Source organism: Aeromicrobium sp. Root472D3, from assembly GCF_001426485.1.
Classification (GTDB): Bacteria; Actinomycetota; Actinomycetes; order Propionibacteriales; family Nocardioidaceae; genus Aeromicrobium.
On sequence record NZ_LMET01000002.1, the window covers coordinates 263,688 to 285,856 of the forward strand.

Below are 22,169 nucleotides of genomic sequence, written 5' to 3' on the forward strand. Positions count from 1 at the left end.
CTTTCAGCACGACACCTCAGCACGCTCATCGACACGTCTCCGGGCCCGCCCGGGGATCCTTCCCCCAAGGTCGAGGTCATGTCTTCCCACACCCGCTCCGCGCTGCTCGCTGCGCTGCTCTCGGTCGCGCTGCTCGCTGGCCTGACGTCGCCGTCGTTCGCCGACCGCAAGGACGATCTCGAGCGCCAGAAGAAGGAGGCGAGCGGCGCGGCACAGCAGGCGCAGAAGGACCTCGACGCATCCACCAAGGAGTTCGCCGAGGCCGCCGCAGCCCTGCAGGACGCCGAGGCGAAGCTCGGCTCGGCCCAGGCGACGCTCGACCAGACGCGCGGGAAGGTCGCGGTCGCGGCGGCGTTCGACACCCAGATGCAGGCCAAGCTCGAGAAGAGCCAGGCCGCGCTCCGGTCGGCGCGCAAGGAGCTCGACCAGGGCGAGAGGCGACTCGTGCGGTCCGAGAAATCGGTCGAGGAGTTCGCGGTGCAGGACTACCTCGAGGGCGATCGCGGGCTGCGCGCGCTCAGCGGCCTGCTGCAGGGGGAGGACCCCTCGACGTACGGCGAGGAGGTCAGCCTCAACGGCGCCGTCAGCGACGACCAGCTCGCGACGATGCAGCGCCTCGAGGCGACGCGCGTGATCCTCAAGCTGAACCGGCAGAAGGTGCAGAAGCTGCGCGACAAGGTCAAGGTGCAGCGCGCCGAGGCCGCCGCCAACCTGGTCGAGAAGCAGCAGCTCGAGGCCGCCGCCGAGCAGCAGGCCACCGAGGTCGCCTCGCTCGTGACGGTCCGGGAGGGGGCCGCCTCCACGGCGGCCGCGGCCCAGGCCGACGACGAGCGGATCGTCCGCGAGCGCGAGGCCGAGACGTCACGGCTCGCCGCCGAGCTGCAGAAGATCGCCGACGAGGAGCTGCGCAAGGCCAAGGAGCGCGCCGAGCGCGAGCGCCAGCGCAAGGCCAAGGGCGGCGGGGGCAGCAGCACGGAGGACCCCGATCCACCGACCGGCGACAGCGGCGGCACGCTCACGCGTCCGGTGTCGGGCCCGATCACGTCGCCGTACGGCATGCGCGTGCACCCCATCACGGGCGTCTACAAGCTGCACGACGGCATGGACTTCGGCGTGGCCTGCGGCACCCCCGTCAAGGCGGCCGCGGCCGGCACGATCATCCAGCAGTACTTCAACGGCGCCTACGGCAACCGCATCATCCTCAACAACGGCGTCAAGCGCGGCGTCAGCGTCGTCACGACCTACAACCACCTGACGCGCTTCGCGCTGAAGGCCGGCACGAAGGTGCAGCGCGGCCAGGTCATCGGCTACTCGGGCTCGACCGGGTACTCGACCGGCTGCCACCTGCACTTCATGGTCCTGGTCAACGGCTCGACCACGAACCCCGCCGGCTGGTTGTGACCCGCACCGGGTCGAGCGTCGTGGTCGACGTCGATCCGGCGACGGCGTTCGCGGTCTCGCAGTCGACGGGCGCCACCCGCCTGCGGTGGGACCCGTTCATCCACGAGCAGCACTTCCTCGACGGCGCGACGGCCCCCGGCAAGGGGGTGCGCACGCAGACGCGACACCGCTCGGGCCTGCGCATGGTGAGCGAGTACGTCTCGTACAACCCACCCACCAACGTCGGCATGACGATGGTCCAGGGGCCGTGGTTCTTCGCCTCGTTCGCGGGCGGCTGGCGCTTCGCCCCCGAGCCGGACGGGCGGTGTCGCGCGACCTGGCGCTACAGCTTCACGTGCCGGCCGTCGTGGCTCGCGCCGCTGGCCGAGCGGGTCGGCGTCGTCGTGCTGCGCCGTGACATCGACCGGCGCATCGCCGGCTTCGCCCGCGGGTGCGCCGACCCCGTCGTCGTGGCGGCGGTCGGTGCCCGCGACGCCTGACGGGCGCGTGACACAATGGAGGGATGGCCAAGGAGACGGGGCGAAAGCTCGTAGCGCAGAACAAGAAGGCGCGCCACGACTACCACATCGAGGACACGTTCGAGGCCGGCATGGTGCTGACCGGCACCGAGGTGAAGTCGCTGCGCGCGGGACGCGCGTCCCTGGTCGACGGGTTCGGCGAGATCGAGCGCGGTGAGGCGTGGCTGCTGGGCGTCCACATCCCCGAGTACNAGATCGACCGCATCGAGCGTCGGACGTCCGAGAAGGGCCTGACGATCGTCCCGTTGTCGCTGTACTTCAAGGACGGACGCGCCAAGGTCGAGATCGCCTTGGCCCGCGGCAAGAAGACGTACGACAAGCGCCACGCGATCGCCGAGCGCACGGCGACGCGCGAGGCCGAGCGCGACCTGGGCCGGCGGCTCAAGGGCATTCACTAGTGGGAGGCGGGCTCCAGGACGACGACCTCCCCGGGCTCGTCGCCGCGCTGGGCCTGCCCGGCATCGTCGACGTCCACACGCACTTCATGGCGCCGCAGATCCTCGAGAAGGTGTGGGCCTACTTCGACGCCGCGGGACCGATGCTCGGTCGTCCGTGGCCCATCACGTACCGGTGGAGCGACGAGGAGCGCGTCGCCCACCTGCGGTCGATCGGCGTGAAGCGGTTCTCGGCGCTGTCGTACGCGCACCGACCCGGTGTCGCGGGCTTCATGAACGACTGGACGCTGGCGTTCGCCGACCGCACCCCCGACGCGCTGCGCTCGGCGACGTTCTACCCCGAGCCGGACGCGGCGCAGTACGTCCCGCGGCTGCTCGACGAGGGGGTCGAGGTCTTCAAGGTGCACGTGCAGGTCGGTGACTTCGCCCCGAACGACCCGTTGCTCGAGCCGGTGTGGGGGGTGCTCGCCGAGAGCGGCACCCCGATCGTCCTGCACGCGGGCTCCGGGCCGGCCCCGGGCCACCACACGGGCCCCGCGGGGGTCGCCGACGTGCTGTCGAGGCACCCCGACCTGGCGCTCGTCATCGCCCACCTCGGCATGCCCGAGATCGACGAGTTCCTCGACCTCGCCGAGCGGTACCCGAACGTCCGGCTCGACACCACGATGGCCTTCGTCGACTTCTGGGACGCGCCCGTGCCCGACGGCGTCCCGGCGCGGCTGGGCCAGCTGCAGGACCGGGTGCTGTTCGGCACCGACTTCCCGAACATCCCGTACGCGTACGCCCACCAGGTCGAGGTGCTGCAGCGGCTCGAGCTGGGCGACGACTGGCTGCGCAGCGTGCTGTGGGGCAACGGTTCGCGGTTGTTCGGGGTCGCCGTGTGAGTGCCGACGCCGGCACGATCCGCCTCGCGACCGCCCAGGGGCGGTGGCTGCTCGCCGCGATGATCCTCGGCTCGGGGATGTCGTTCCTCGACGGCTCGATCGTGGGGCTCGCGCTGCCGTCGATGCGGTCCGACCTCGAGGCGGGGGCAGCGGGCGTGCAGTGGATCGTGAACGGCTACACGTTGATGCTCGCCGCGCTGATCCTCGTCGGGGGGTCGCTGGGCGACCGGCTCGGACGGCGCCGCGTGTTCGTGGCCGGGGTCGTGCTGTTCGCCGCCGCGTCGGTGCTGTGCGCGGCGGCTCCGACGCTCGAGGTGCTGGTCGCGTCGCGCGGCCTTCAGGGCGTGGGCGCGGCGCTCCTGACGCCCGGCAGCCTCGCGATCATCTCGGCGTCGTTCGCGCCCGAGGACCGGGGGAGCGCGATCGGCCTCTGGTCGGGGCTGGCCGGCGTGACGACCGCGATCGGTCCACTGGTCGGCGGCTGGCTGGTCGACACCACGGGGTGGCGCGGGATCTTCTGGATCAACGTCCCGCTGGCCGTCGCGGTGGTGTGGCTGGCCGTGCGGCACGTGCCCGAGACGACCGGCGAGGACGACCCGATCGACTACGTGGGGGCCGCGCTGACGGCGCTCGGGCTCGCCGCGCTGACGTACGGGCTGGTCGACGGGTCGTGGCTGTGGGGTGCTGTCGGCGCGGTGCTGATGGTGGTGTTCGTGCTGCACCAGCGGGTCACGCCGCACGCGCTGGTGCCGATGCAGCTGTTCGCCGACCGGGTGTTCACGGCCGCCAACATCTGCACGTTCGCGATCTACGGGGCGCTGGCGGCGTCGAGCTTCCTGCTGGTGCAGCAGCTGCAGTACGTCTCGGGGTTCTCGCCCCTGGTGGCGGGGATGGCGAGCGTGCCGATGACGATCATCATGCTGCTGTTCTCGTCGCGCGCGGGAGCGCTCGGCACGCGCATCGGTCCGCGGCTGCCGCTGACGATCGGCCCCCTGGTCGCGGCGGCCGGTCTGCTGCTGATGCTGCGGATCGGCGACGACGCGAGCTTCGTGACCGACGTGCTGCCCGCCTCGATCGTGTTCGGCATCGGCCTGACGGTGCTCGTCGCACCCCTGACGACCGCGGTGCTGGCGGCCGCGCCGATGCAGCAGACCGGCATCGCGTCGGGCATCAACAACGCCGTCTCGCGCACGGCGTCGCTGCTGGCGGTGGCCGCGATCCCGCCGATCGCGGGCATCACGGGTCGCGACTTCGCCGACCCGGCCGTGTTCGGCCCGGGCTTTCGCACCGGCACGCTGATCTGCGTCGGCATGCTGGTGCTCGCCGCCGCGTGCGCCGTCACCCTGATCCACCGCCTCCCCGCCCCCGCCCCCGGACCCGGACCCGCGAGTGGTGCGGAGTGGACGGACTGAGACGGCGAGTCCGACCACACTGCACCACTCGGACCCGGGAACGCACCACTCGACCGACGTCGTGGAATGATCGGCTCGGCCCTGACGTTGGGCAGGAGTAGGATGGATACTCGGTCGCGGCACGAAGCTCGATGCGACGGTGGTTGACAACTCAAGAGGGGCTGATCGGTTTCGACTAAGGTCGTTCGATTCAGGTGAAGCGGGTAGAGGATCCAGGGTTATCTCTCAAACGATCTCTGGAAACCAACAAGTGCCGATTCAAAGCGCACTGACTTCGCCCTCGCTGCTTAAGCGATAGGTGAAGGGCTGGCCCGGGGGAGCTTCCGCTCCGGATCGCCAGTCTCATTTAGGAGGCTTGCTGGTCACACGGCGTCACAGCGTGTGATCGGGACTTTTCTGTGACTGAGCCTGTCGGCGACGCGTCTGTTCGAGCGCCGGGGCTGAGAAAAGCGACCAGACAGACTGCACCCGGAGAAGCCCTGACTCAGCGCCGTAGGACCGGGGTTCGATTCCCCGCAGCTCCACTGAACGACAGAGCCCCGCTCGCCCTGATGATGGGGCGAGCGGGGCTCTGTCGTGCCGTGCGGCAGCACGATGAGTCGGGTGGACCCCATCGACGCCTAGAGTCTGGTGGGCGACGGCGCAACGGGGTTCCGGTCGCGCGAACCGAGAGGTCGGACGCTCATGACCAGGTCTGGGTGGGCTGCGACTGTGGCGGCGATCGTCCTCGCGGCCTCGCTCGTGTGGGGCTGGCAGATCCTGTCGTCCGAGGCACAGGCGCGGACGGCCGGCGGCGTCGAGCAGTGCGGCAGCGTGCTGCACGTGCTGGTCACGGGCGACGCCTACCGTGGCGGCGAGCTGCGACCGGACCAGGCGGCGCACGACGGCGCCTGCGTGTCGGACGCGCGCGACCACGTCCGGGTGGCCGCCGTCCCGGCCTCGGTGACGCTCGTGTCGGTCCTGATCCTGCTGCCGAGCCTGCGCGTCGGGCACCGCCGGGCGCGGTCGGATCGTGAGCACCGCCTTGCCCCTCACCGTCCCGGCGATAGCGTGGACGAATGACGTCCTACACCGATGCCCAGATCGAAGAAGCGCTCGACGGACTGCCTGGGTGGTCGCAGGAGGGCGAGGCGATCGTGAAGTCGTTCGAGTTCGCCGACTTCATGGCCGCGATCTCGTTCATCAACAAGGCGGCGGGGTCGATCGACGAGATGGACCACCACCCCGAGTGGACCAACGTCTACAACCGGGTCGACATCCGGCTGAGCAGTCACGACGTCGGCGGCGTCACCGATCGCGACGTGCAGCTGGCCCGCGTGCTGGAGCGCGTCGCCGCCGCCAGCTGAGCCGCGCGGACGGGCTCAGGCCCAGAGGTTCGAGCCGAACTTGAACCAGATGGCCGAGATGACGGCGACGTACCAGAGCACGGTGATCAGCAGGGTCCAGTCGCCGACGAACCGGGAGACCGGGTTGCCGGGTGCGAAGACCGCCAGGTTGCGCGCCGTGAGCCACACGAAGATCGGGATCATGACGGTCCAGACGACCATGCACCAGGGGCAGAGCTTGCCGATCTCGTAGATGCTCTGCGACTGCAGCCACGTCACGAAGCCGATGCCGAACAGGGCGCCCGCCTGCAGGCCGAGCCAGACGAAGTCGGGCAGCTGCACCCGCGCGACCATCAGGACGCCGAGGGTCAGGACGATCGCGAAGCCGGCCACACCGATGATCGGGTTGGGGAAGCCGAACGCCGAGGCCTGGTCGGTGTTGATGACCCCGCCGCAGCTGACGAAGGCGTTGATGTCGCACGCCAGCTGGGCCGTCTTGCCGTCGGCCTCGTCCTGGAGGAACTTGACCTTGTCGATCAGCAGCACCGCGGCCGACAGCAGGCCGATCGCACCACCGATCAGCAGCAGCAGGCCGAGGCCGCGATCGGAGCGCTCGTACGTGTCGAGGTCGGTCCGGTCGGCCACCATCGCGTCAGTCATGACAGTGATCCTAGAACGAGCCCGCAACCATCTGCGTCAGGTCTGGCAGTGGGGGCACCAGAAACAGTCGCGCTCGGTGGTGGGGCGGTCGCCGAGCTTGCCGTTGCGCAGCCGGGTGCCGCACCGGCGACAGCGGGCGCGCTCGCGGTTGTAGACCCAGCGGTCCTCCCCGGTGCGGGTGCTGCCGGTGAACGAACGCTCGACGCGCGCCTTGTTGACGTCGAGCATGCGCTGGCCGCGCGAGATGACGCGCGTCAGGTCGGGCACCTCGCCGATCGGACGGGTCGGCAGCAGACCCATGATGAACAGCAGCTCGTTGACGTACTCGTTGCCGAAGCCCGCGAGGTTGCGCTGGTCGAGCAGGGCCAGGAAGACCGGACGGTCGGGATCGGCGGCGGTGTTGGCGACGGCCAGCTCGAGGTCCCAGTCGGCCCCGAGTAGATCGGGGCCAAGGTAGCCGATCGCGGACTCCTCGTCGTCGATGTCGAGGACCTCGAGGATGCCCAGGGAGTAGCCGATCGCCTGCCACTCGTCGTTCTCGAGCACGGCGCGTGCCGAGTGGCCGGGTCGCCGCCACGGCGACTCGAGCCGCTGGACGTGCCAGGCGCCCTCCATCTTGAGGTGGGAGTGGATCGAGTGCCGGGGCGTGCGAATGAGCAGGTGCTTGCCGTGGCTCGCGACCTCGTCGACGACCTCGCCCGACAGGTCGAGCGTCGCGAAGGCGGGCACCCGGAAGTCGGTGCGCGTCAGCTCGCGCCCCGCGAGGGCCTCGTGCAGGTGGTGGGCCGTGCGCCAGACGGTGTCTCCCTCAGGCATCGATCCGTACCCCCTTGATGGTCTGCTCGAAGCCGGCCTCGAGCAGGGCGGCGCCGAGCGGCGAGGACGCGACGGGACGTCCGTCGGCGGTCTCGACCGTCAGTCGGCTCATGCGGCGGGCCCGCACGAGGGTCGCGAGCGAGCGACCCGCCGCCTCGAGCCGTGCCGGGTCGTCGTCGAACACCAGCGCCTTCTTGCCGCCGCGCTCGAGGTACAGCACGAGGTGACCGTCGTGCAGCACGACGAGCGAGCCGGCCTTGCGGGCGGGACGGTGCCGAGTGCTCGCCTCGTCGACGGGCCGGTCGGGCCACGGCAGCGCGGCACCGTACGGATTGGCCGGGTCGGTGGCGGCCAGCGTGACGGCCGCGGCATCGGTGGGCCGGTCGTCCTCGAGGACGAAGGCGCGCATGCGGTCGACCGTGGCGGGTGCCCCGAACTGCGCGGCGCCGAGCGTCTCGATGTAGTAGCCGCGCAGCACCGAGCCGCTCTGCTCGAGCTCGCGCAGGACGCGGTAGATCGCCGCGAAGCCGCCGGGTGTCTGCTCGGCCATGACCGATCCGCGGGTCACGACGCCGTACCGCCCGACGAGCGACTCGGCGCGGGACAGCTGCAGGGTCGTCGGGTCGTCGGCGGTCTCGGTGAGCGAGAACCACCGGCCGCTGACGGTCGGGGGGCCCTGCTGGGCGACCCGCGGCGAGCGGATGCGGCGTCCGTGCAGCCGGGCGCGGGGAGCCAGCCGCGTCGTGCGGTGGGCGCCGCCGCGTCCGACCAGCGTGCGCACGGGGGCGAAGGTGTCGTTGCTGATGCGCCCCGACCACACGAGGTCCCACAGCGCGGCGGCGACGTCGGCGTGGTCGACGGTGTCGGGCCCCTGCGCACCCAGCACCTCGACGAGCTGGCGGAACAGGAACGCCCCTCCGCCGTCGAGCGCCTGGGCGATCGTGGCCGGCAGCGCGTCGGGGTCGAGGGGCTCGACGCCCTGGGCGCCGGCGGCGCGCAGCACGAAGTCGGCGGGGTGCAGCTGCACCCAGCCGTCGTTGCCGGGCAGCGAGCCGGCTCCCGACCAGACGACCTCGCCGGCCGAGGTGAGCTCGTCGAGCATCGCGGGGGAGTAGTCGCGCACGCGGGCGGGCAGCACGAGCGACTCCCACGACGAGGCGGGCAGCGCCAGGCCCGCGAGCTGGTCGATCGTGGCGAGCACGCCCTCGGTGCCGCGCACGGTGCCGCCGACGCCCTGCCACGCGGGCAGGAACCGCGCGAACGTCAGCGGGTCGACGGGCTCGACCTGCTGACGGGCCGCCGCGAGCGAGCGTGAGCGCAGACGGCGCAGCACGCCGGGCTCGACCCACTCGCTGCCGGTGGCCTGCGGCCGGAACTCGCCCTCGGTGAGCCGGCCGTCGCGCGACAGGCGACGCAGCACCTGGTCGGCGATCGCGACGCCGATGCCGAAGCGGGCCGCGACGTCGGCGCTCGTGAACGGGCCGTGGGTGCGGGTGTGCCGCGAGACGAGGTCGAGCAGCGGGTCGGCGACGACCTCGAGGTGCGCCTCGGAGACCCCCATCGGCACCACGACCCCGAGCGCGTCGCGCAGCCGGCCGGCGTCCTCGACGACGGCCCACCGCACGTCGCCGGCCACCGCGACCTCGATCGCGCGGCGGGCGGTCTGCAGCTCGCCGAGCCATCCGTCGACCTCGCCGGACAGGTCGGGCTGCACGCGGGCACGCACCTCGTCGGACGACAACGGGCCCAGCAGGCGCAGCAGGTCGGCGACTCCCTCGACGTCCTTGGCCTGGCGGTCGTCGGTGAGTCGCTGCAGCTCGAGCTCGAGGTGCTCGAGCACCTCGGGGTCGAGCAGCTCACGCAGCTCGGCGCGACCCAGCAGCTCGGCCAGCAGCGTGGGGTCGAGGGTCAGGGCCGAGGCGCGGCGCTCGGCCAGCGGCGTGTCGCCCTCGTAGAGGAAGGCCGCCACGTAGCCGAACAGCAGGTTCTGCGCGAAGGGGGACGCCCGCTCGGTCGTGACCTCGGCGATCTGCACCTCGCGGGAGGTCAGCTTCTTCGACAGCATCGTGAGCGCCGGCAGGTCGTAGACGTCCTGCAGGCACTCGCGGGCGGTCTCGAGCAGGATCGGGAACGACGGGTACTTGCGGGCGACGTCGAGCAGCTGCGCCGACCGCTGCCGCTGCTGCCACAGCGGTGCGCGAGAGCCGGGGTTGCGGCGCGGCAGCAGCAGGGCGCGCGAGGCGCACTCGCGGAAGCGGGACGCGAACAGCGCCGAGCCTCCGACCTCGGCCGTCACGATCGTGTCGAGCTCGTCGGTCTCGAACACGAACAGCTCGGCGCCCGGTGGCTCGGTCTCGGTGTCGGGGATGCGCGCCACGATGCCGTCGTCGCTGGCCACGACCGAGCCGTCCATGCCGTAGCGCTCGATGATGCGGGCGGCCACCGCGAGGGCCCACGGGGCATGCACCCGACGGCCGAAGGGGGAGTGCAGGACGACCCGCCAGTCGCCGAGCTCGTCGCGGAACCGCTCGACCAGCAGGGTGCGGTCGGACGGCACCTGGCCCGTGGCCTCCTTCTGGTCGCGCAGGTACGCGCCGAGGTTGTCGGCCGCCCGGCGGTCGAGGCCCAGGGCGGCGGTGCGCTCGGCGAGGGCGTCGGGAGCCAGGGCCGAGGCCTCGCGGACGAACGCGCCGATCGCCTCGCCGAGCTCGTAGGGCCGCCCGATCGCGTCGCCCTTCCAGAACGGGAGGCGGGCCGGCTGACCGAAGGCGGGGACCACGTTGACGCGGTCGTGGGTGATCTCCTGGATGCGCCAGCTCGTCGCGCCGAGGGCGAAGACGTCGTTGATGCGCGACTCGTAGACCATCTCCTCGTCGAGCTCACCGACCTTGCGCGAGCCGCTCTCCTCGGTGCCGGCGGCCAGGAACACGCCGAACATGCCGCGGTCGGGGATCGTGCCGCCGCTCGTGACGGCGAGCCGCTGCGCACCGGGGCGGCCCGTGATGGTGCCGGCGTCGCGGTCCCACACGATGCGGGGACGCAGCTCGGCGAACTCGTCGGACGGATAGCGGCCCGACAGCAGGTCGAGCGTGGCGTCGTAGGCCGAGCGCGGCAGCGTCGCGAACGGCGCGCTGCGGCGCACGGTGTCGAACCACTCCTCGACGTCGATGCCCTCGAGCGCCGTGGCCGCGACGGTGTGCTGGGCCAGGATGTCGAGGGGGTTGGCGGGGATGTCGAGCCGCTCGATCAGGCCGGCCTGCATGCGCGAGGTCGTGACGGCCGAGCCGAGCAGGTCGGGGCGCGACGTCGGGTAGGTGACGCCCTGCGACACCTCGCCGACCTGGTGGCCGGCTCGTCCGACGCGCTGCAGGCCGCTGGCGACCGACGGCGGCGACGACACCTGGATGACGAGGTCGACCGCACCCATGTCGATGCCGAGCTCGAGGCTCGACGTCGCGACGACGCAGCGCAGACGGCCGGACTTGAGGTCGTCCTCGATCAGCGAGCGCTGCTCCTTGCTGACCGAGCCGTGGTGGGCCCGGGCCAGCACGAGCTCGGGGTCGTCGGACGACGCGGCGGTCGTCTGGGTGCTGCTGCCCTTCTGCGCGGGCGCGCGGGCCGACGTGGCGCCGTCGGGGGAGTCGACGTGCCCCAGGTGCGCCGCGTAGGCCTCGTTGAGGCGTGCCGTGAGCCGCTCGGACACCCCGCGCGAGTTGACGAAGATGATCGTCGAGCGGTGGCCGAGCACGCGGTGCATGATCGCCTCCTCGACGTGCGGCCAGATGCTGCCCCGCGGCTGCTCGTCGTCACCGGGCGCGAGCGAGCGGGCGCCGCTGCCCTCGTCGCGCGGCGGCGCCGGGATCTTGGTCATGTCGTCGACCGGCACCTCGACCTCGAGCGCCAGGCGGGTTGGCGCCTCGGGGGCGACGACCGTGACCCGCGCCGAGCCGGCCAGGAAGCGGGCGACCTCGTCGTGCGGGCGGACCGTGGCGCTGAGCCCGATGCGTCGCGCCGGTGCGTCGAGCAGCGCGTCGAGCCGCTCGAGCGAGACCGCCAGGTGGGCGCCGCGCTTGGTGCCGGCGACGGCGTGGATCTCGTCGATGATGACGGTGTCGACGTCGCGCAGCGTCTCGCGCGCCGCCGACGTCAGCATCAGGAACAGCGACTCGGGGGTCGTGATGAGGATGTCGGGCGGTCGGGTGATCAGCGCGCGCCGGTCGCGCTGGGTCGTGTCGCCCGAGCGCACGCCGACCGTGACGTCGCGGAACGAGTCGCCCCGGCGTGCCGCCGCCTGCGTGATGCCGACCAGGGGCGACCGCAGGTTGCGCTCGACGTCGACGGCCAGCGCCTTGAGCGGCGAGATGTAGAGCACGCGGGTGCCGGGCGCCCGCTCGTCGGGCGACGGGGCCCCGGCCGGGTCGCCGGCGTGCATGAGCCGGTCGATCGCCGACAGGAACGCCGCCAGGGTCTTGCCCGAGCCGGTGGGCGCGACGACCAGGACGTGCTCGTCGCCCTCGACGCCGAGCCAGGCACCCTCCTGCGCGGGGGTGGGCCCGTCGAACGACTCGCCGAACCACGCACGGGTGGCGGGGGCGAAGCGATCGAGTGCCGACGTCATGTGCCCATCGTCCCAGCCGCCGCCGACATGTGCTCGAGACCGCATCCGGGACGGGGGTGCCGGCCGGTACGGTGGACCTTCGTCGTGCCGATCTAGCCGGGAGACCTCGCTCCGTGTCCGATCCGAACCCCGCGGGCCCAGCGCTCAAGCGACTCGTCGCGGCCGTCGCGGCGTGCCTCGTCGCGGTGATCGGCGTCGGCGCCGTGATGGGGTCGCGATCGGTCGCCGCCGACCTGGGCGATCGGTCCACGGCGGCGCTGCGGGCCGCCGACCTGGCCGACGTGCGCGTCGACTTCACGGGCCGCGAGGCCGAGCTCCGCGGCGGCAACGACGTCGAGGCGCGGCTCGCCGCGTCGCTGGTGCGCACCCTGCCCGGCGTCCGGCGGGTCGAGGTCGACCGCCGCCCGCGTCCTGTCGTCGCGGACGCCGCGCGCTTCGAGCTCGACCGGGCGGGCGACGACGTCGAGATCAGCGGCGCCGTCCCCTCGCCCGACGACGCCGCCGCGATCAAGGTCGCTGTCGCGACGACGCTGCGCACGACCGTCACGGGCGACGTGAGGGTCGTCCGCTCCGTGCCGTCCGAGCCGTGGGTCGCCGCCGTGCCGGACGTGCTCGAGATCGTGGCCGGGGTCGAGGGCCTGGCGCTCGACGTCCCGGGCGACGGCACGGTCGTGCTCGGCGGGCAGGTCGCCGACCGCACGACGCGCGCCCGGGTCGTCGAGCAGGTCGCGCAGGCGCTGCCGGGGCTGCGGCTCGTCCAGACGCTGCGGGTCGCGTCGGCCCCGCGGAAGGGGGCCTGAACGATGTCGGGGTACACGATCGGCGAGATCGGCCTGTGGCTGCTGCTCGCCGCGGCGCTCGGCTTCGTGCTGGGCTGGCTCGTGCGCGAGCTGGTGCTGCGGGCGCGGCACCAGCCGACCCCGGCTCCGGCACCGACCCCGGCTCCCGCTCCGGCACCGACCCCGACGCCCGCACCCGAGGTCGTGACGGTGGAGGGGGCCGCGCCGGAGCCGGCGGCCGGGCCGCCGGCCTCCGAGCCCGACGCGCGACCGCCGATCGTCCCCGGCCCGCACCCCGGTTCGGCGCTCCCGCTGGCCGACGGCGCCGCCCCCTCGGACGAGTACGTCGTCAAGGTCAGCCGCGGCTCGAAGATCTACCACGCGTCGACGAGCCCCGCCTTCGCCCGCACGACCGCCGCGCTGTGGTTCACGAGCGCCGAGGCCGCTGAGCAGGCGGGTCTGCGCCGCCCCAAGAACGGCTGACGCCCCGACAGAGTGGCACCACCGCCAGGCCCGTCGCGTGAGGCATGCTGTCGCCCATGAAGCTGCGTCTCGTCGCGGCGGTGTCCGCCGCTGCCCTGGCCCTGTCCGCGTGCTCGTCGTCCTCGTCGGACGGCGGCGAGAAGCCCGCGGCCCCCGACGCGTCCGCGGCCACCGCCACCCCGCTCGTCGAGATCTCACCGCTCACGGGCCTGGCGCTCTCGAAGGGACGACCCGACAACCCCGTCTTCGTCGTCAAGATCGAGAACACCGCGGCCGGTGCCCCGCAGTACGGTCTGGACAAGGCCGATCTCGTGCTCGAGGAGCTCGTCGAGGGCGGGTTGACCCGCCTCGCGGCGTTCTTCTACTCCAGCATCCCGTCGAAGGTCGGCCACGTCCGGTCGCTGCGCACCAGCGACATCGGCATCGCCGGCCCCGTCGGCGGCCAGATCGTCGCCTCGGGCGGCGCCAACGGCGCCTACAACAAGGTCGAGAAGTCCGGCATCACGGTCTTCTCGGAGGACGCCGGATCCGCCGGCTTCAGCAGCGACCCCGCCAAGTACCGCCCGTACAACCGGTTGATCAACCTCAAGACGGTCGCCAAGAAGGCCAAGCGCAGCACGATCAAGGGCCCGTACCTGCCGTGGACGCCCGCCGACGCGCCCGCCGCCGCTGCCGCTGCCGCGACCGGCAGGGCGGCGACGTCGGCGACGGTGCGGTTCTCGAACGCGACGTCGACGACGTGGAAGCTGGCCGGCGGCAAGTGGACGCGCACCAACGGGCACGCTGCCCCGAACAAGGACTTCGAGGCCGACACGATGGTCGTCGTGTTCGCCAAGGTCGGCGACGCGGGCTACACCGATCCGGCCGGCAACCCCGTCCCCGAGACGGTATTCGAGGGCAAGGGCGACGCCATGGTGTTCCACGGCGGTCAGGTCGACACCGTGACGTGGCGCAAGCCGAGCCTCGACGAGGGGCTGTCGTTCACGGCGGCCGACGGCTCGCCCTACACGATCGATCCGGGCAAGGTGTTCATCGAGCTCGTGCCGAAGGACGCCGGCTCGGTCACGCTGCGCTGAGCGGCACGGCGTCCGCGCCGGCCCTCACTCGACGGTCGGCAGGAGCCGCAGACCGGCCAGCAGGGCGCCGATCGTGGCCTGGACGTCGTCACTGGCGGCCTCCGGGTCCTCCGCGTCGGAGACGTACTCCGACGCCGACCGGATGGCGCCGTAGAACACCGCCGTGAACGCCTCGCCGAGCTGGTCGGCGTTGCCGAGATCGGCCAGGAGCTCCTCGACGATGCTCTGCACGATGCCGTACGACGACGCCTTCTCGGCCTCCTGCCAGCGCTCGTGCCCGAGTGCCACGGGGCCCTCCTGCATGCAGATGCGACGGAACTCGGGCTGGCGGCACACCTCGAGGAACTTCTGCAGGCCCGTCTGGGCGCGCTCCCACGGGTCCTTCGACGTGTTGATGGCCTTGCCGATCTCGGTCGTCGTGGACTCCTGAACGCGCAGGAAGACGTTCTCGAACAGGGCCAGCTTGCTGGGGAAGTGGTGGTAGAGCGCACCCTTGGTGACCCGTGCGGCGGCGACGACCTCGTCGAGCGAGGTGCCGGCGTAGCCGTGGTCGGTGAACAGGGTCGTGGCGCTGTCGAGCAGGGCCCGCTTGGTGCTGGAGGAGTAGTCCTGCCGCCGCGAGGTCTTGGTGGTCTTGCGGGCGGTGCGCAGGACGCTCTTGGTCACGCGTGCGGGGTGGGACATGGGTCCGAGTCTACGGGGACGCGCGCGTCGTGCGCCGAATCACATACCTGCGGTTTGCCATGGCCCGGACGCCCCAACATACTGAGAGTACGTACCGAGGGTATGTGGCCCCGGTCCGACGGACCAGAAAGGAGCACACCATGACCTGGGATGCTTACAACCGTCGCAAGAACGCCCTCCGCGAGATGCTGGAGGTCGCCGACCGGCGCCCCGGCACGACGCTCACCGAGCTGCTCGACACGGCCGACGGGGCCCGCGAGGCCTTCCCGACCGAGACCGATGCGCTGTTCGACCTGCAGATGACCTGGTTCCAGCGACTCAGCGGCCAGATGGACCGCCTGCTGTCCGGCGACTCCGAGACGCCCGAGCTCGTCCCCGTCACGGCGTGGGTCACGACCGCGGCCGAGCTGCCCGGCGCCCGCGCCCTGCTCGACGCCCACCGCGACGACCCCGCGCTGCGCAAGGCGATCGCCAAGGAGCTGGCCTACCTCGCGATCTCCGCCGGCTCGGTCGTCGGCGCCGACCTGACGACGCACGGTCGTCGCATCCAGGAGACCGCCCGCGAGCAGCTCGCGGCGGCCCCGGTCGTCCCGCTCCGGGACGACGCCCGGCCGGGTCTGATCACGCGCCTGCGCAACGCGATCGCCGCCTGAGCGGACCCCACTCGTCCCCGTCCGGCACGCTCCCTCCCTCCTGTGCCGGGCGGGGATCTCCGCCTCCAGGCGGGCGGGGCCGGGCAGGGCTCGAGCCGCCTAGTGGCGCTGTGACGCCAGGCCGGTGATCTGCTCGCCGATCTCGACGTCGATCGACTGGCGGAACTCGCTGCGGAACACGCCGAGCGTGACCTGGCTGGCGATCGGCAGCAGCCCGTCGACCAGCGCGATGATGCGCTCCCAGTCGTCCTCGGGGAAGCCGGCGTCGATGAACGGCTGGATCAGCTCGGTGACGACGTCGCGCACGAACGTGTCGGTGATGGCCCGCAGGTGCTCCTGCAGCGTCGGGAACAGGCCGATGACGGTGCTGGGCGCCAGCCCCATCGACACCGCGGCGGCGCCGGCCCGGACGACGGCGGGCTCGACGAGCCTCACGCGGTCGCCCTCGAGGGCCTCGACCAGGCCCAGCTCGACCATCGAGTCGACGAGGGAGGCGTCGCGCGCCACGCCGGCCAGTGCCGCGAGGTCGTCGCGCGACATGATCTCGGCCTCGTCCGCCTCGGGCAGGTCGAGGATCGTCATCAGGTCGAGCGTGTGTCCCGCGGCGCTCTGCGGTGCGCTCTGGATCGCCTTCTCGACCGCGGCGAGCGTGAAGCCCCGGTCGAGCAGCTGCCGGATGAGCTGGAGGCGCTGGAGGTGCTCGCGGTTGTAGTAGCCCGTGCGCCCGGCCAGCCGGGGGGCCTCGATGAGACCGCGCCCCGCGTAGGCCCGCACGTTGCGCACCGTCATCTGTGCCCGTGCCGCGAGCTCGTCGACCGTGTACTCCTGAGGGGCGTTCTCCTCGGGGGAGGTGGCGTCGGCGGGCATGGACGCATCATAGGCCGCAGGGTGGCTCCTGCCGTGCCGAGCGTCGCGGGGGCATGATGGACGCCATGGACGAGCTGATCGGCAGGCTGCTGGTGGCGACCCCGGCGATCGACTCGGGGCCGTTCCTGCGCAGCGTCGTCTTCGTGCTCGACCACGACGCCGACGGGACCCTCGGCGTCATCGTCAACCGCCCGCTGCCGTCCGACGTCGAGGACGTCCTGCCCGACTGGGCGGGGCTCGTCAACGCGCCCGTGTGTCTGTTCGACGGCGGTCCGGTGGGGGTCGACTCGGCGCTCGGCCTGGGCATCGTGGCCGATCCGTCGGACGACCCCGCGGCTCCCGCGGGCTGGCGTCGCATGACCGGCCGGGTGGGCCTGGTCGACCTCGACGGGCCCGTGCCCGCCGGCACCGAGCTGATCGGCATGCGGGTCTTCGCGGGGTACGCCGGCTGGGGTCCGGGGCAGCTGGCCGACGAGCTCGACGAGGGCGCGTGGATGGTCGTCGACGCACGTGACAAGGACCTCATCTCGCCCCAGCCCGAGCTGCTGTGGCGCGAGGTGCTGCGACGCCAGGAGGGCGACGTCCGGTTCTGGGCGACATTCCCGGACGACCCGTCGACCAACTAGGTCATCGACTAGGACGTGCCGGTCGAGGTCGTTAGACTCCTCGCGTGGCTTTCTTCCAGCGTGGTTCGCAGACGGCTCTCGACGAGCGCACCGACGAGCGCGTCGACCAGCGCACCGAGGAGGGCGATCACGAGAAGTTCTCGCACTACGTCCCCAAGGCCGAGCTGACCGAGGCGATGGTCATGGGCACCCCGGTGATCGCGCTGTGCGGCAAGGTCTGGACGCCGAGTCGCGACCCGCAGCGCTTCCCGGTCTGCCCCGAGTGCAAGGACATCTGGGAGAGCATGGACAAGGGCGACGAGGGGGACGGCTCGGGTGACGCGTAGCCAGCACCTCCGGGTCTGGCAGCGAGAGGCGTTCGACCTCTACCAGCGCACGCAACCGAGCGACTTCCTGACCGTCGCGACGCCCGGCGCCGGCAAGACGACGTTCGCGCTGACGATCGCGGCCGACCTGCTCGCGCGCGGCATCGTCGAGCGCATCGTGATCGTCACGCCGACCGACCACCTCAAGACGCAGTGGGCCCTGGCTGCCGCGGGCATCGGCATCATGATCGACCCCGCGCTCCCGAGCCGCGGCGTGCTCGGGTCCGGGTTCCAGGGCTTCGCGGTGACGTACGCGGGCATCGCGGTCAACCCCAACGCGTACCGCAACCGCATCGAGCACCGCTCGACGATGGTCATCATGGACGAGGTGCACCACGCCGGCGACGCGCTCACGTGGGGCGACGGCGTGCAGGAGGCCTGCGAGCCCGCGGTGCGGCGCCTCGCGCTGACGGGCACGCCGTTCCGCTCCGACGACAACCCCATCCCGTTCGTGACCTACGCGCCGCAGACCGACGGCTCGAAGGTCAGCGTCGCCGACTACTCGTACGGCTACGGCCACGCGCTCAAGGACGGCGTCGTGCGTCCCGTGCTGTTCATGGCCTACTCGGGGCAGATGCACTGGCGCACCCGGGCCGGCGACGAGGTCGCGGCCCGTCTGGGCGAGCCCCTCGACCGCGCCGCGACGGCCCAGGCGCTGCGCACGGCCCTCGACCCGAACGGGTCGTGGATCCCCGAGGTGCTCAGTGCGGCCCACACCCGCCTGCTCGAGGTGCGTCGCCACGTGCCCGACGCGGGTGGCCTGGTCATCGCCAGCGACCAGGACAGCGCGCGGGCCTACGCCGCGGTGCTGGCCGAGATCACGGGCGCGACCCCGACCGTCGTGCTGTCCGACGAGGCCGGCAGCAGCGCCAAGATCTCGGAGTTCTCGGCCGGCATGGACCCGTGGATGGTCGCGGTGCGCATGGTCAGCGAGGGCGTCGACGTGCCGCGCCTGTCGGTCGGTGTCTACGCCACCACGACCTCGACCCCGCTGTACTTCGCGCAGGCCGTCGGGCGCTTCGTGCGGGCGCGCCGCAAGGGCGAGACCGCGTCGATCTTCGTCCCGAGCGTGCCGCGCCTGCTGGCCCTCGCGTCCGACCTCGAGACGCAGCGCGACCACGTCGTGGGCCGGCCCGTCAAGGACGAGGACGACCTGTTCGCCGCCGAGGCCGAGCTGATCGCCAAGGCCCAGGAGGACCACGGGGCGTCCGACGACCTGCTGGGGGAGTACCGCGCCCTGGCCAGCGACGCCGACTTCGACCGCCTGGTCTACGACGGTGGCGAGTTCGGCTACGACTCGCTGTCGGACGACGAGGGCGAGCTCGACTTCCTCGGCATCCCGGGCCTGCTCGATCCCGCGCAGGTCGCCGAGCTGCTGCGCACGTCCCGGGCCAAGCGTGCGCAGGCCAAGGCCGCCGAGCCGTCGGCGCCGGCCGCCGACGTCGCCTTCGAGAAGCGCGGTGAGCTGCGGCGCGAGCTGCAGGCGCTGGTCGGCGCGTGGCACCACCGCACGGGGGCGCCGCACGGCGTGACCCACAGCCGTCTGCGGGCCCAGTGCGGCGGACCCGCCGCGGCACAGGCCTCGACCGAGCAGCTGCAGGCGCGCATCGACGCGCTGCGCACCTGGGCACTCAAGGCGTCGGGCTAGGCTCTCGGGGTGACTTCGTCGATGGCCCTGCGCACCCGTCTGTTCGGACGGCTCCTGAAGATCTCCGAGAAGGGCATCGAGGACGTCGTCGACCTTCCGGCGCACCGGGCCAAGCGCGCGAAGCTGCAGCGCACCGCGATCGGCGGGCTGATCTTCGGACGACCCGATCCGGCCGCGACGGTCGACGAGCTCGTGATCGGCACGGGCCAGCGTGCCCTGGTGCACCGGCCCGAGGACGCGATCGGCCCGCTGCCGTGCGTCGTGAACTTCCACGGCGGCGGCTGGGTGCAGGGCAACCCCGAGCAGTCCGCGTGGCTCGCGAGCCGCATCGCGGTGCGGGGCCGCGCCGTCGTGGTGTCGCCGGCGTACCGTCTGGCCCCCGAGCACGAGTTCCCGGCCGGCGTCGACGACGCCCGCGACAGTCTCGCGTGGGTCGTCGAGCACGCCGAGGAGCTCGGCGTCGACCCCCAGCGCATCGCGGTGATGGGCGACAGTGCCGGTGGCAACCTGGCGGCGGTCGTCTCGCTGATGGCGCGCGACGCGGGCGGTCCGCCCATCCGCGCGCAGGTGCTGATCTACCCCGGCGTCGAGATGTACGACCGCTGGCCGTCGGAGGACCGCAACGCCGACGCCCCCGTGCTGACGTCGGCCAACATGCGGGCGTTCGCGCGGCTGTACCTCGGCGAGCAGCACGGCACGGAGGACTTCCGGGCCTCGCCGATCCGGGCGTCGTCGCACGCCGACCTGCCCAAGGCGTTCATCCTGACGGCCGAGGCCGACCCGCTGCTCGACAACGGCAGTCGCTACCGCGACGCGCTGGTCGAGGCGGGGGTCCCGGTGCGCTACGTCGAGTACGACGGGGCGATCCACGGCTTCATGAGCCTGCCGGGCGTCGTGCCGGTCGCCCGCCGCGCGCTCGACGACATCGTCGACTTCCTGCGCGAGGTGCTGTAGCCCGATCCCGGCGAATCTGCGCCAGACCATTGTGACAGCGATGCTGTCACGGTACGGTCCGTGCATGAGGCGAGACCACTGGCAGCAGCAGATCGCACGGCTCGATCCCGAGACCGACTACGAGCAGATCGCGCGCATCACCGCGATGCACGAGTTCCCGTGGGACTCCCAGCAGGCGCTGAGCTTCGCGCTGTTCCGCACCTACGCCGTGCCGACGGTCGGCCGGCTGCTGTACGACACGGGCGAGTTCACCGGGTCGGTGCAGAAGCGGCACGACGACACCGCGATCCTGCTCGAGACCATCGCCGAGCGGGGCCTGGAGTCGCGCGACGGGCGCGCCGGCGTGCGCCGCATGAACCAGATGCACGGCAGCTACGACATCTCCAACGACGACATGCGCTACGTGCTCGCGACCTTCGTCGTGACGCCGGTGCGGTGGATCGAGCGCTACGGGTGGCGCGACGGCACGGAGGCCGAGAAGACCGCCGCGGTGCGCTACTACCAGCGGCTCGGCCGGCTGATGGGCATCACCGACCTCCCGGTCGACTACCAGGGATTCTCCGACCTGATGGACGCCTACGAGCGGGAGACGTACGTGTTCGAGCCCAAGGCCCGGGCCGTCGCCGACTCGACGCTCGACCTGTTCGTGACGTTCTACCCGCGACCGCTGCGCCGTGTCATGCGCCGGTTCGCGATCGCCCTGCTCGACGACCACCTGCGCGAGACGTTCCGCTACCCGCGGCCCTCGCGCGCGATGTCGACGCTGGCGCACGGGTCGCTGGTGGCGCGCGGCCGGCTGCTGCGCTTCTTCCCGGCCCGCCGCCGGCCGTCCCTGCTGCGCGACACGCACCGCGTGCGCTCGTACCCGGGCGGCTTCATGATCGAGCACCTCGGCACGTTCCCGGCGACGATGCCGCGCGACGACGCCGAACCCGGACGCGTCTGACGGAACCGGGTTGCGGTCCGCCCGGCGCGGCGCACGATGGAGGGAGTCCCGACCCCAGGAGCCCCCGTGAAGCGCATCACCCCCGTCCTCGCCCTCACCGCCGCGATCGCCCTGTCCGCGGGTGGTGCGCCGGCCCAGGCCGCCCCGTCCGACCGGTCGTCCTCGCCCAACCGCATCGAGCTCCCGAACGGCTGGTTGCCCGAGGGCATCACGACCGACGGCAAGAACCTGTTCTCCGGCTCGCGCTCCGACGGGGCGATCCAGAAGATCACGGTGCGCACGGGTCAGCGCCGGACGTTCGCGGGCGCACCGGGCCGCATCGCGGTGGGCCTCGACCACGACAGCCGGCGTGACGTCCTCTGGGTGGCCGGCGGAGCGGGCAAGGAGCTGCGCGCCCAGGACGCCGACACCGGCAAGGTGCTGCGCACGTACCGCTTCCCGAGCGCCGGCAACCGCTTCGTCAACGACGTCACGGTCACGCCCACCGCGGTCTACGCGACCGACTCGCTCAGCCGCGAGCTGCTGGTCGTGCCGCTCTCGACCCGCACGAAGAAGCTGCCCGCCGCCTGGCGCGCCACGACCCGGTCGCTGAACGGCGACCTGAGGCTGGCCGAGGGCAACAACCTCAACGGCATCGTCAGCACCCGCGGCACGCTCGTCGCCGTCCAGAGCAACACCGGCCGCCTGTTCACGATCGATCCCCGGTCGGGCCGCACCACCAGGGTCCGCACGGGGGGCACGACGTTCGTCAACGGCGACGGTCTCGAGCCCGGCCCCGGCGGGACCCTGTACGTCGTCCAGAACCGCGACAACCGCATCCGCGTCCTGTCGCTCGGGACGAAGGCGCGGTCGGCGAAGGTCGTCGACACGATCGGCCGCCGCGACTTCGCATCGGACGTCGACGTGCCCTCGACCGTCGCGCTGCTGAAGGGCTCGCTGTACGCCGTCAACGCCCGCTTCGGCACCCCCGCGCCCGAGACGGCCGCCTACTGGATCACCCGCGCCCCGGCGCGCTGACCCGCCCGGTCGGGGCGAGGCGGGGAAGGTTCCGGCCGCGGA

22 protein-coding genes, 1 other RNA gene and 1 pseudogene are annotated in these 22,169 nt (G+C 72.3%); 19 read left to right on the forward strand and 5 right to left on the reverse strand.

Annotation, left to right across the window (positions count from 1 at the left end):
• The first annotated feature begins 78 nt into the window (after positions 1–78).
• From ASD10_RS16020 to ASD10_RS16050, 9 genes and pseudogenes are all read left to right on the forward strand, one after another.
• Positions 79–1,401, forward strand: a complete 1,323-nt coding sequence (locus tag ASD10_RS16020) for a M23 family metallopeptidase (protein WP_056611218.1) — start codon at positions 79–81, stop codon at positions 1,399–1,401.
• Complete coding sequence (locus ASD10_RS16025) at positions 1,398–1,880, forward strand: SRPBCC family protein (RefSeq protein WP_056611221.1); 483 nt, start codon at positions 1,398–1,400, stop codon at positions 1,878–1,880. Before ASD10_RS16020 ends, ASD10_RS16025 begins: the two co-directional genes overlap by 4 nt.
• Positions 1,881–1,903: 23 nt before the next feature.
• Positions 1,904–2,110 (forward strand): SsrA-binding protein (locus ASD10_RS19385; RefSeq protein WP_235502065.1); only part of this gene is annotated, 207 nt, incomplete at its 3' end.
• A gap of 1 nt (position 2,111) precedes the next feature.
• Positions 2,112–2,317: pseudogene (locus ASD10_RS19390) on the forward strand (SsrA-binding protein); the annotation flags it as partial.
• Positions 2,317–3,198 carry an amidohydrolase family protein gene (locus tag ASD10_RS16035; protein ID WP_056611227.1) on the forward strand — a complete coding sequence of 294 codons (882 nt, stop codon included), beginning with the start codon at positions 2,317–2,319 and terminating at the stop codon, positions 3,196–3,198. The pseudogene ASD10_RS19390 and the gene ASD10_RS16035, both read left to right, overlap by 1 nt.
• Positions 3,195–4,610: an MFS transporter gene (locus ASD10_RS16040; RefSeq protein ID WP_056611229.1), complete on the forward strand. Its 1,416-nt coding sequence runs from the start codon at positions 3,195–3,197 to the stop codon at positions 4,608–4,610. The genes ASD10_RS16035 and ASD10_RS16040 overlap by 4 nt, the downstream gene beginning before the upstream one ends.
• Positions 4,611–4,767: 157 nt before the next feature.
• Positions 4,768–5,137: a transfer-messenger RNA gene (ssrA, locus tag ASD10_RS18500) on the forward strand.
• A 184-nt stretch (positions 5,138–5,321) separates the two neighbouring features.
• The gene (locus ASD10_RS16045; protein ID WP_056611232.1) at positions 5,322–5,672 is read left to right on the forward strand and encodes a hypothetical protein; all 351 of its coding nucleotides are present in this window, start codon (positions 5,322–5,324) and stop codon (positions 5,670–5,672) included.
• Positions 5,669–5,956, forward strand: a complete 288-nt coding sequence (locus ASD10_RS16050; RefSeq protein WP_056611234.1) for a 4a-hydroxytetrahydrobiopterin dehydratase — start codon at positions 5,669–5,671, stop codon at positions 5,954–5,956. Before ASD10_RS16045 ends, ASD10_RS16050 begins: the two co-directional genes overlap by 4 nt.
• 15 nt (positions 5,957–5,971) lie before the next feature.
• Here ASD10_RS16050 and ASD10_RS16055 read toward each other — a convergent pair whose 3' ends face one another.
• The 3 genes from ASD10_RS16055 to ASD10_RS16065 are packed head-to-tail and all read right to left on the reverse strand — an operon-like array spanning position 5,972 to position 12,029.
• On the reverse strand, positions 5,972–6,595 hold the full coding sequence (locus tag ASD10_RS16055; protein ID WP_082556349.1) for a vitamin K epoxide reductase family protein: 624 nt from the start codon (positions 6,593–6,595) through the stop codon (positions 5,972–5,974).
• 36 nt (positions 6,596–6,631) lie between these two features.
• Positions 6,632–7,411 carry a DNA-formamidopyrimidine glycosylase family protein gene (locus ASD10_RS16060; protein WP_056611240.1) on the reverse strand — a complete coding sequence of 260 codons (780 nt, stop codon included), beginning with the start codon at positions 7,409–7,411 and terminating at the stop codon, positions 6,632–6,634.
• On the reverse strand, positions 7,404–12,029 hold the full coding sequence (locus tag ASD10_RS16065) for an ATP-dependent helicase (protein ID WP_056611243.1): 4,626 nt from the start codon (positions 12,027–12,029) through the stop codon (positions 7,404–7,406). Before ASD10_RS16065 ends, ASD10_RS16060 begins: the two co-directional genes overlap by 8 nt.
• 113 nt (positions 12,030–12,142) lie before the next feature.
• Between ASD10_RS16065 and ASD10_RS16070 the strand changes: the two genes are divergently transcribed.
• From ASD10_RS16070 to ASD10_RS16080, 3 genes are read left to right on the forward strand one after another with little or no spacing between them, the layout of a single operon-like run.
• Positions 12,143–12,829 (forward strand): hypothetical protein, encoded by a 687-nt coding sequence (locus ASD10_RS16070; protein ID WP_056611246.1) that lies wholly within the window; start codon positions 12,143–12,145, stop codon positions 12,827–12,829.
• Between the two features lie 3 nt (positions 12,830–12,832).
• Positions 12,833–13,291, forward strand: a complete 459-nt coding sequence (locus ASD10_RS19260; protein ID WP_056611249.1) for a hypothetical protein — start codon at positions 12,833–12,835, stop codon at positions 13,289–13,291.
• Between the two features lie 56 nt (positions 13,292–13,347).
• Entirely contained in the window at positions 13,348–14,367 is a 1,020-nt protein-coding gene (locus ASD10_RS16080) for a DUF3048 domain-containing protein (protein WP_157432696.1), read from the forward strand.
• A gap of 24 nt (positions 14,368–14,391) precedes the next feature.
• On the opposite strand, the gene ASD10_RS16085 is transcribed toward ASD10_RS16080, so the two are convergent.
• On the reverse strand, positions 14,392–15,051 hold the full coding sequence (locus ASD10_RS16085; protein WP_082556350.1) for a TetR/AcrR family transcriptional regulator: 660 nt from the start codon (positions 15,049–15,051) through the stop codon (positions 14,392–14,394).
• 140 nt (positions 15,052–15,191) lie between these two features.
• Here ASD10_RS16085 and ASD10_RS16090 point away from each other — a divergent pair, with 140 nt between their 5' ends.
• A complete protein-coding gene (locus ASD10_RS16090; RefSeq protein ID WP_056611255.1) occupies positions 15,192–15,704 on the forward strand; it encodes a hypothetical protein in 513 nt (170 codons plus the stop codon).
• A 99-nt stretch (positions 15,705–15,803) separates the two neighbouring features.
• Here the strand turns inward: ASD10_RS16090 and ASD10_RS16095 are convergent, their stop codons facing one another.
• Positions 15,804–16,571, reverse strand: a complete 768-nt coding sequence (locus ASD10_RS16095) for a MerR family transcriptional regulator (protein ID WP_056611258.1) — start codon at positions 16,569–16,571, stop codon at positions 15,804–15,806.
• A gap of 65 nt (positions 16,572–16,636) precedes the next feature.
• Here ASD10_RS16095 and ASD10_RS16100 point away from each other — a divergent pair, with 65 nt between their 5' ends.
• The 6 genes from ASD10_RS16100 (at position 16,637) to ASD10_RS16125 (ending at position 22,127) form a co-directional block, all read left to right on the forward strand.
• A complete protein-coding gene (locus ASD10_RS16100) occupies positions 16,637–17,197 on the forward strand; it encodes a YqgE/AlgH family protein (protein WP_157432697.1) in 561 nt (186 codons plus the stop codon).
• Positions 17,198–17,241: 44 nt separating this feature from the next.
• On the forward strand, positions 17,242–17,523 hold the full coding sequence (locus ASD10_RS16105; RefSeq protein WP_056611261.1) for a DUF3039 domain-containing protein: 282 nt from the start codon (positions 17,242–17,244) through the stop codon (positions 17,521–17,523).
• Entirely contained in the window at positions 17,513–19,210 is a 1,698-nt protein-coding gene (locus tag ASD10_RS16110; protein ID WP_056611264.1) for a DEAD/DEAH box helicase, read from the forward strand. Before ASD10_RS16105 ends, ASD10_RS16110 begins: the two co-directional genes overlap by 11 nt.
• Positions 19,211–19,219: 9 nt before the next feature.
• Positions 19,220–20,164 (forward strand): alpha/beta hydrolase, encoded by a 945-nt coding sequence (locus ASD10_RS16115; protein WP_056611267.1) that lies wholly within the window; start codon positions 19,220–19,222, stop codon positions 20,162–20,164.
• Positions 20,165–20,228: 64 nt separating this feature from the next.
• On the forward strand, positions 20,229–21,110 hold the full coding sequence (locus tag ASD10_RS16120; protein WP_056611794.1) for an oxygenase MpaB family protein: 882 nt from the start codon (positions 20,229–20,231) through the stop codon (positions 21,108–21,110).
• 66 nt (positions 21,111–21,176) lie between these two features.
• Entirely contained in the window at positions 21,177–22,127 is a 951-nt protein-coding gene (locus tag ASD10_RS16125; RefSeq protein ID WP_056611270.1) for a hypothetical protein, read from the forward strand.
• Positions 22,128–22,169: the final 42 nt, after the last annotated feature.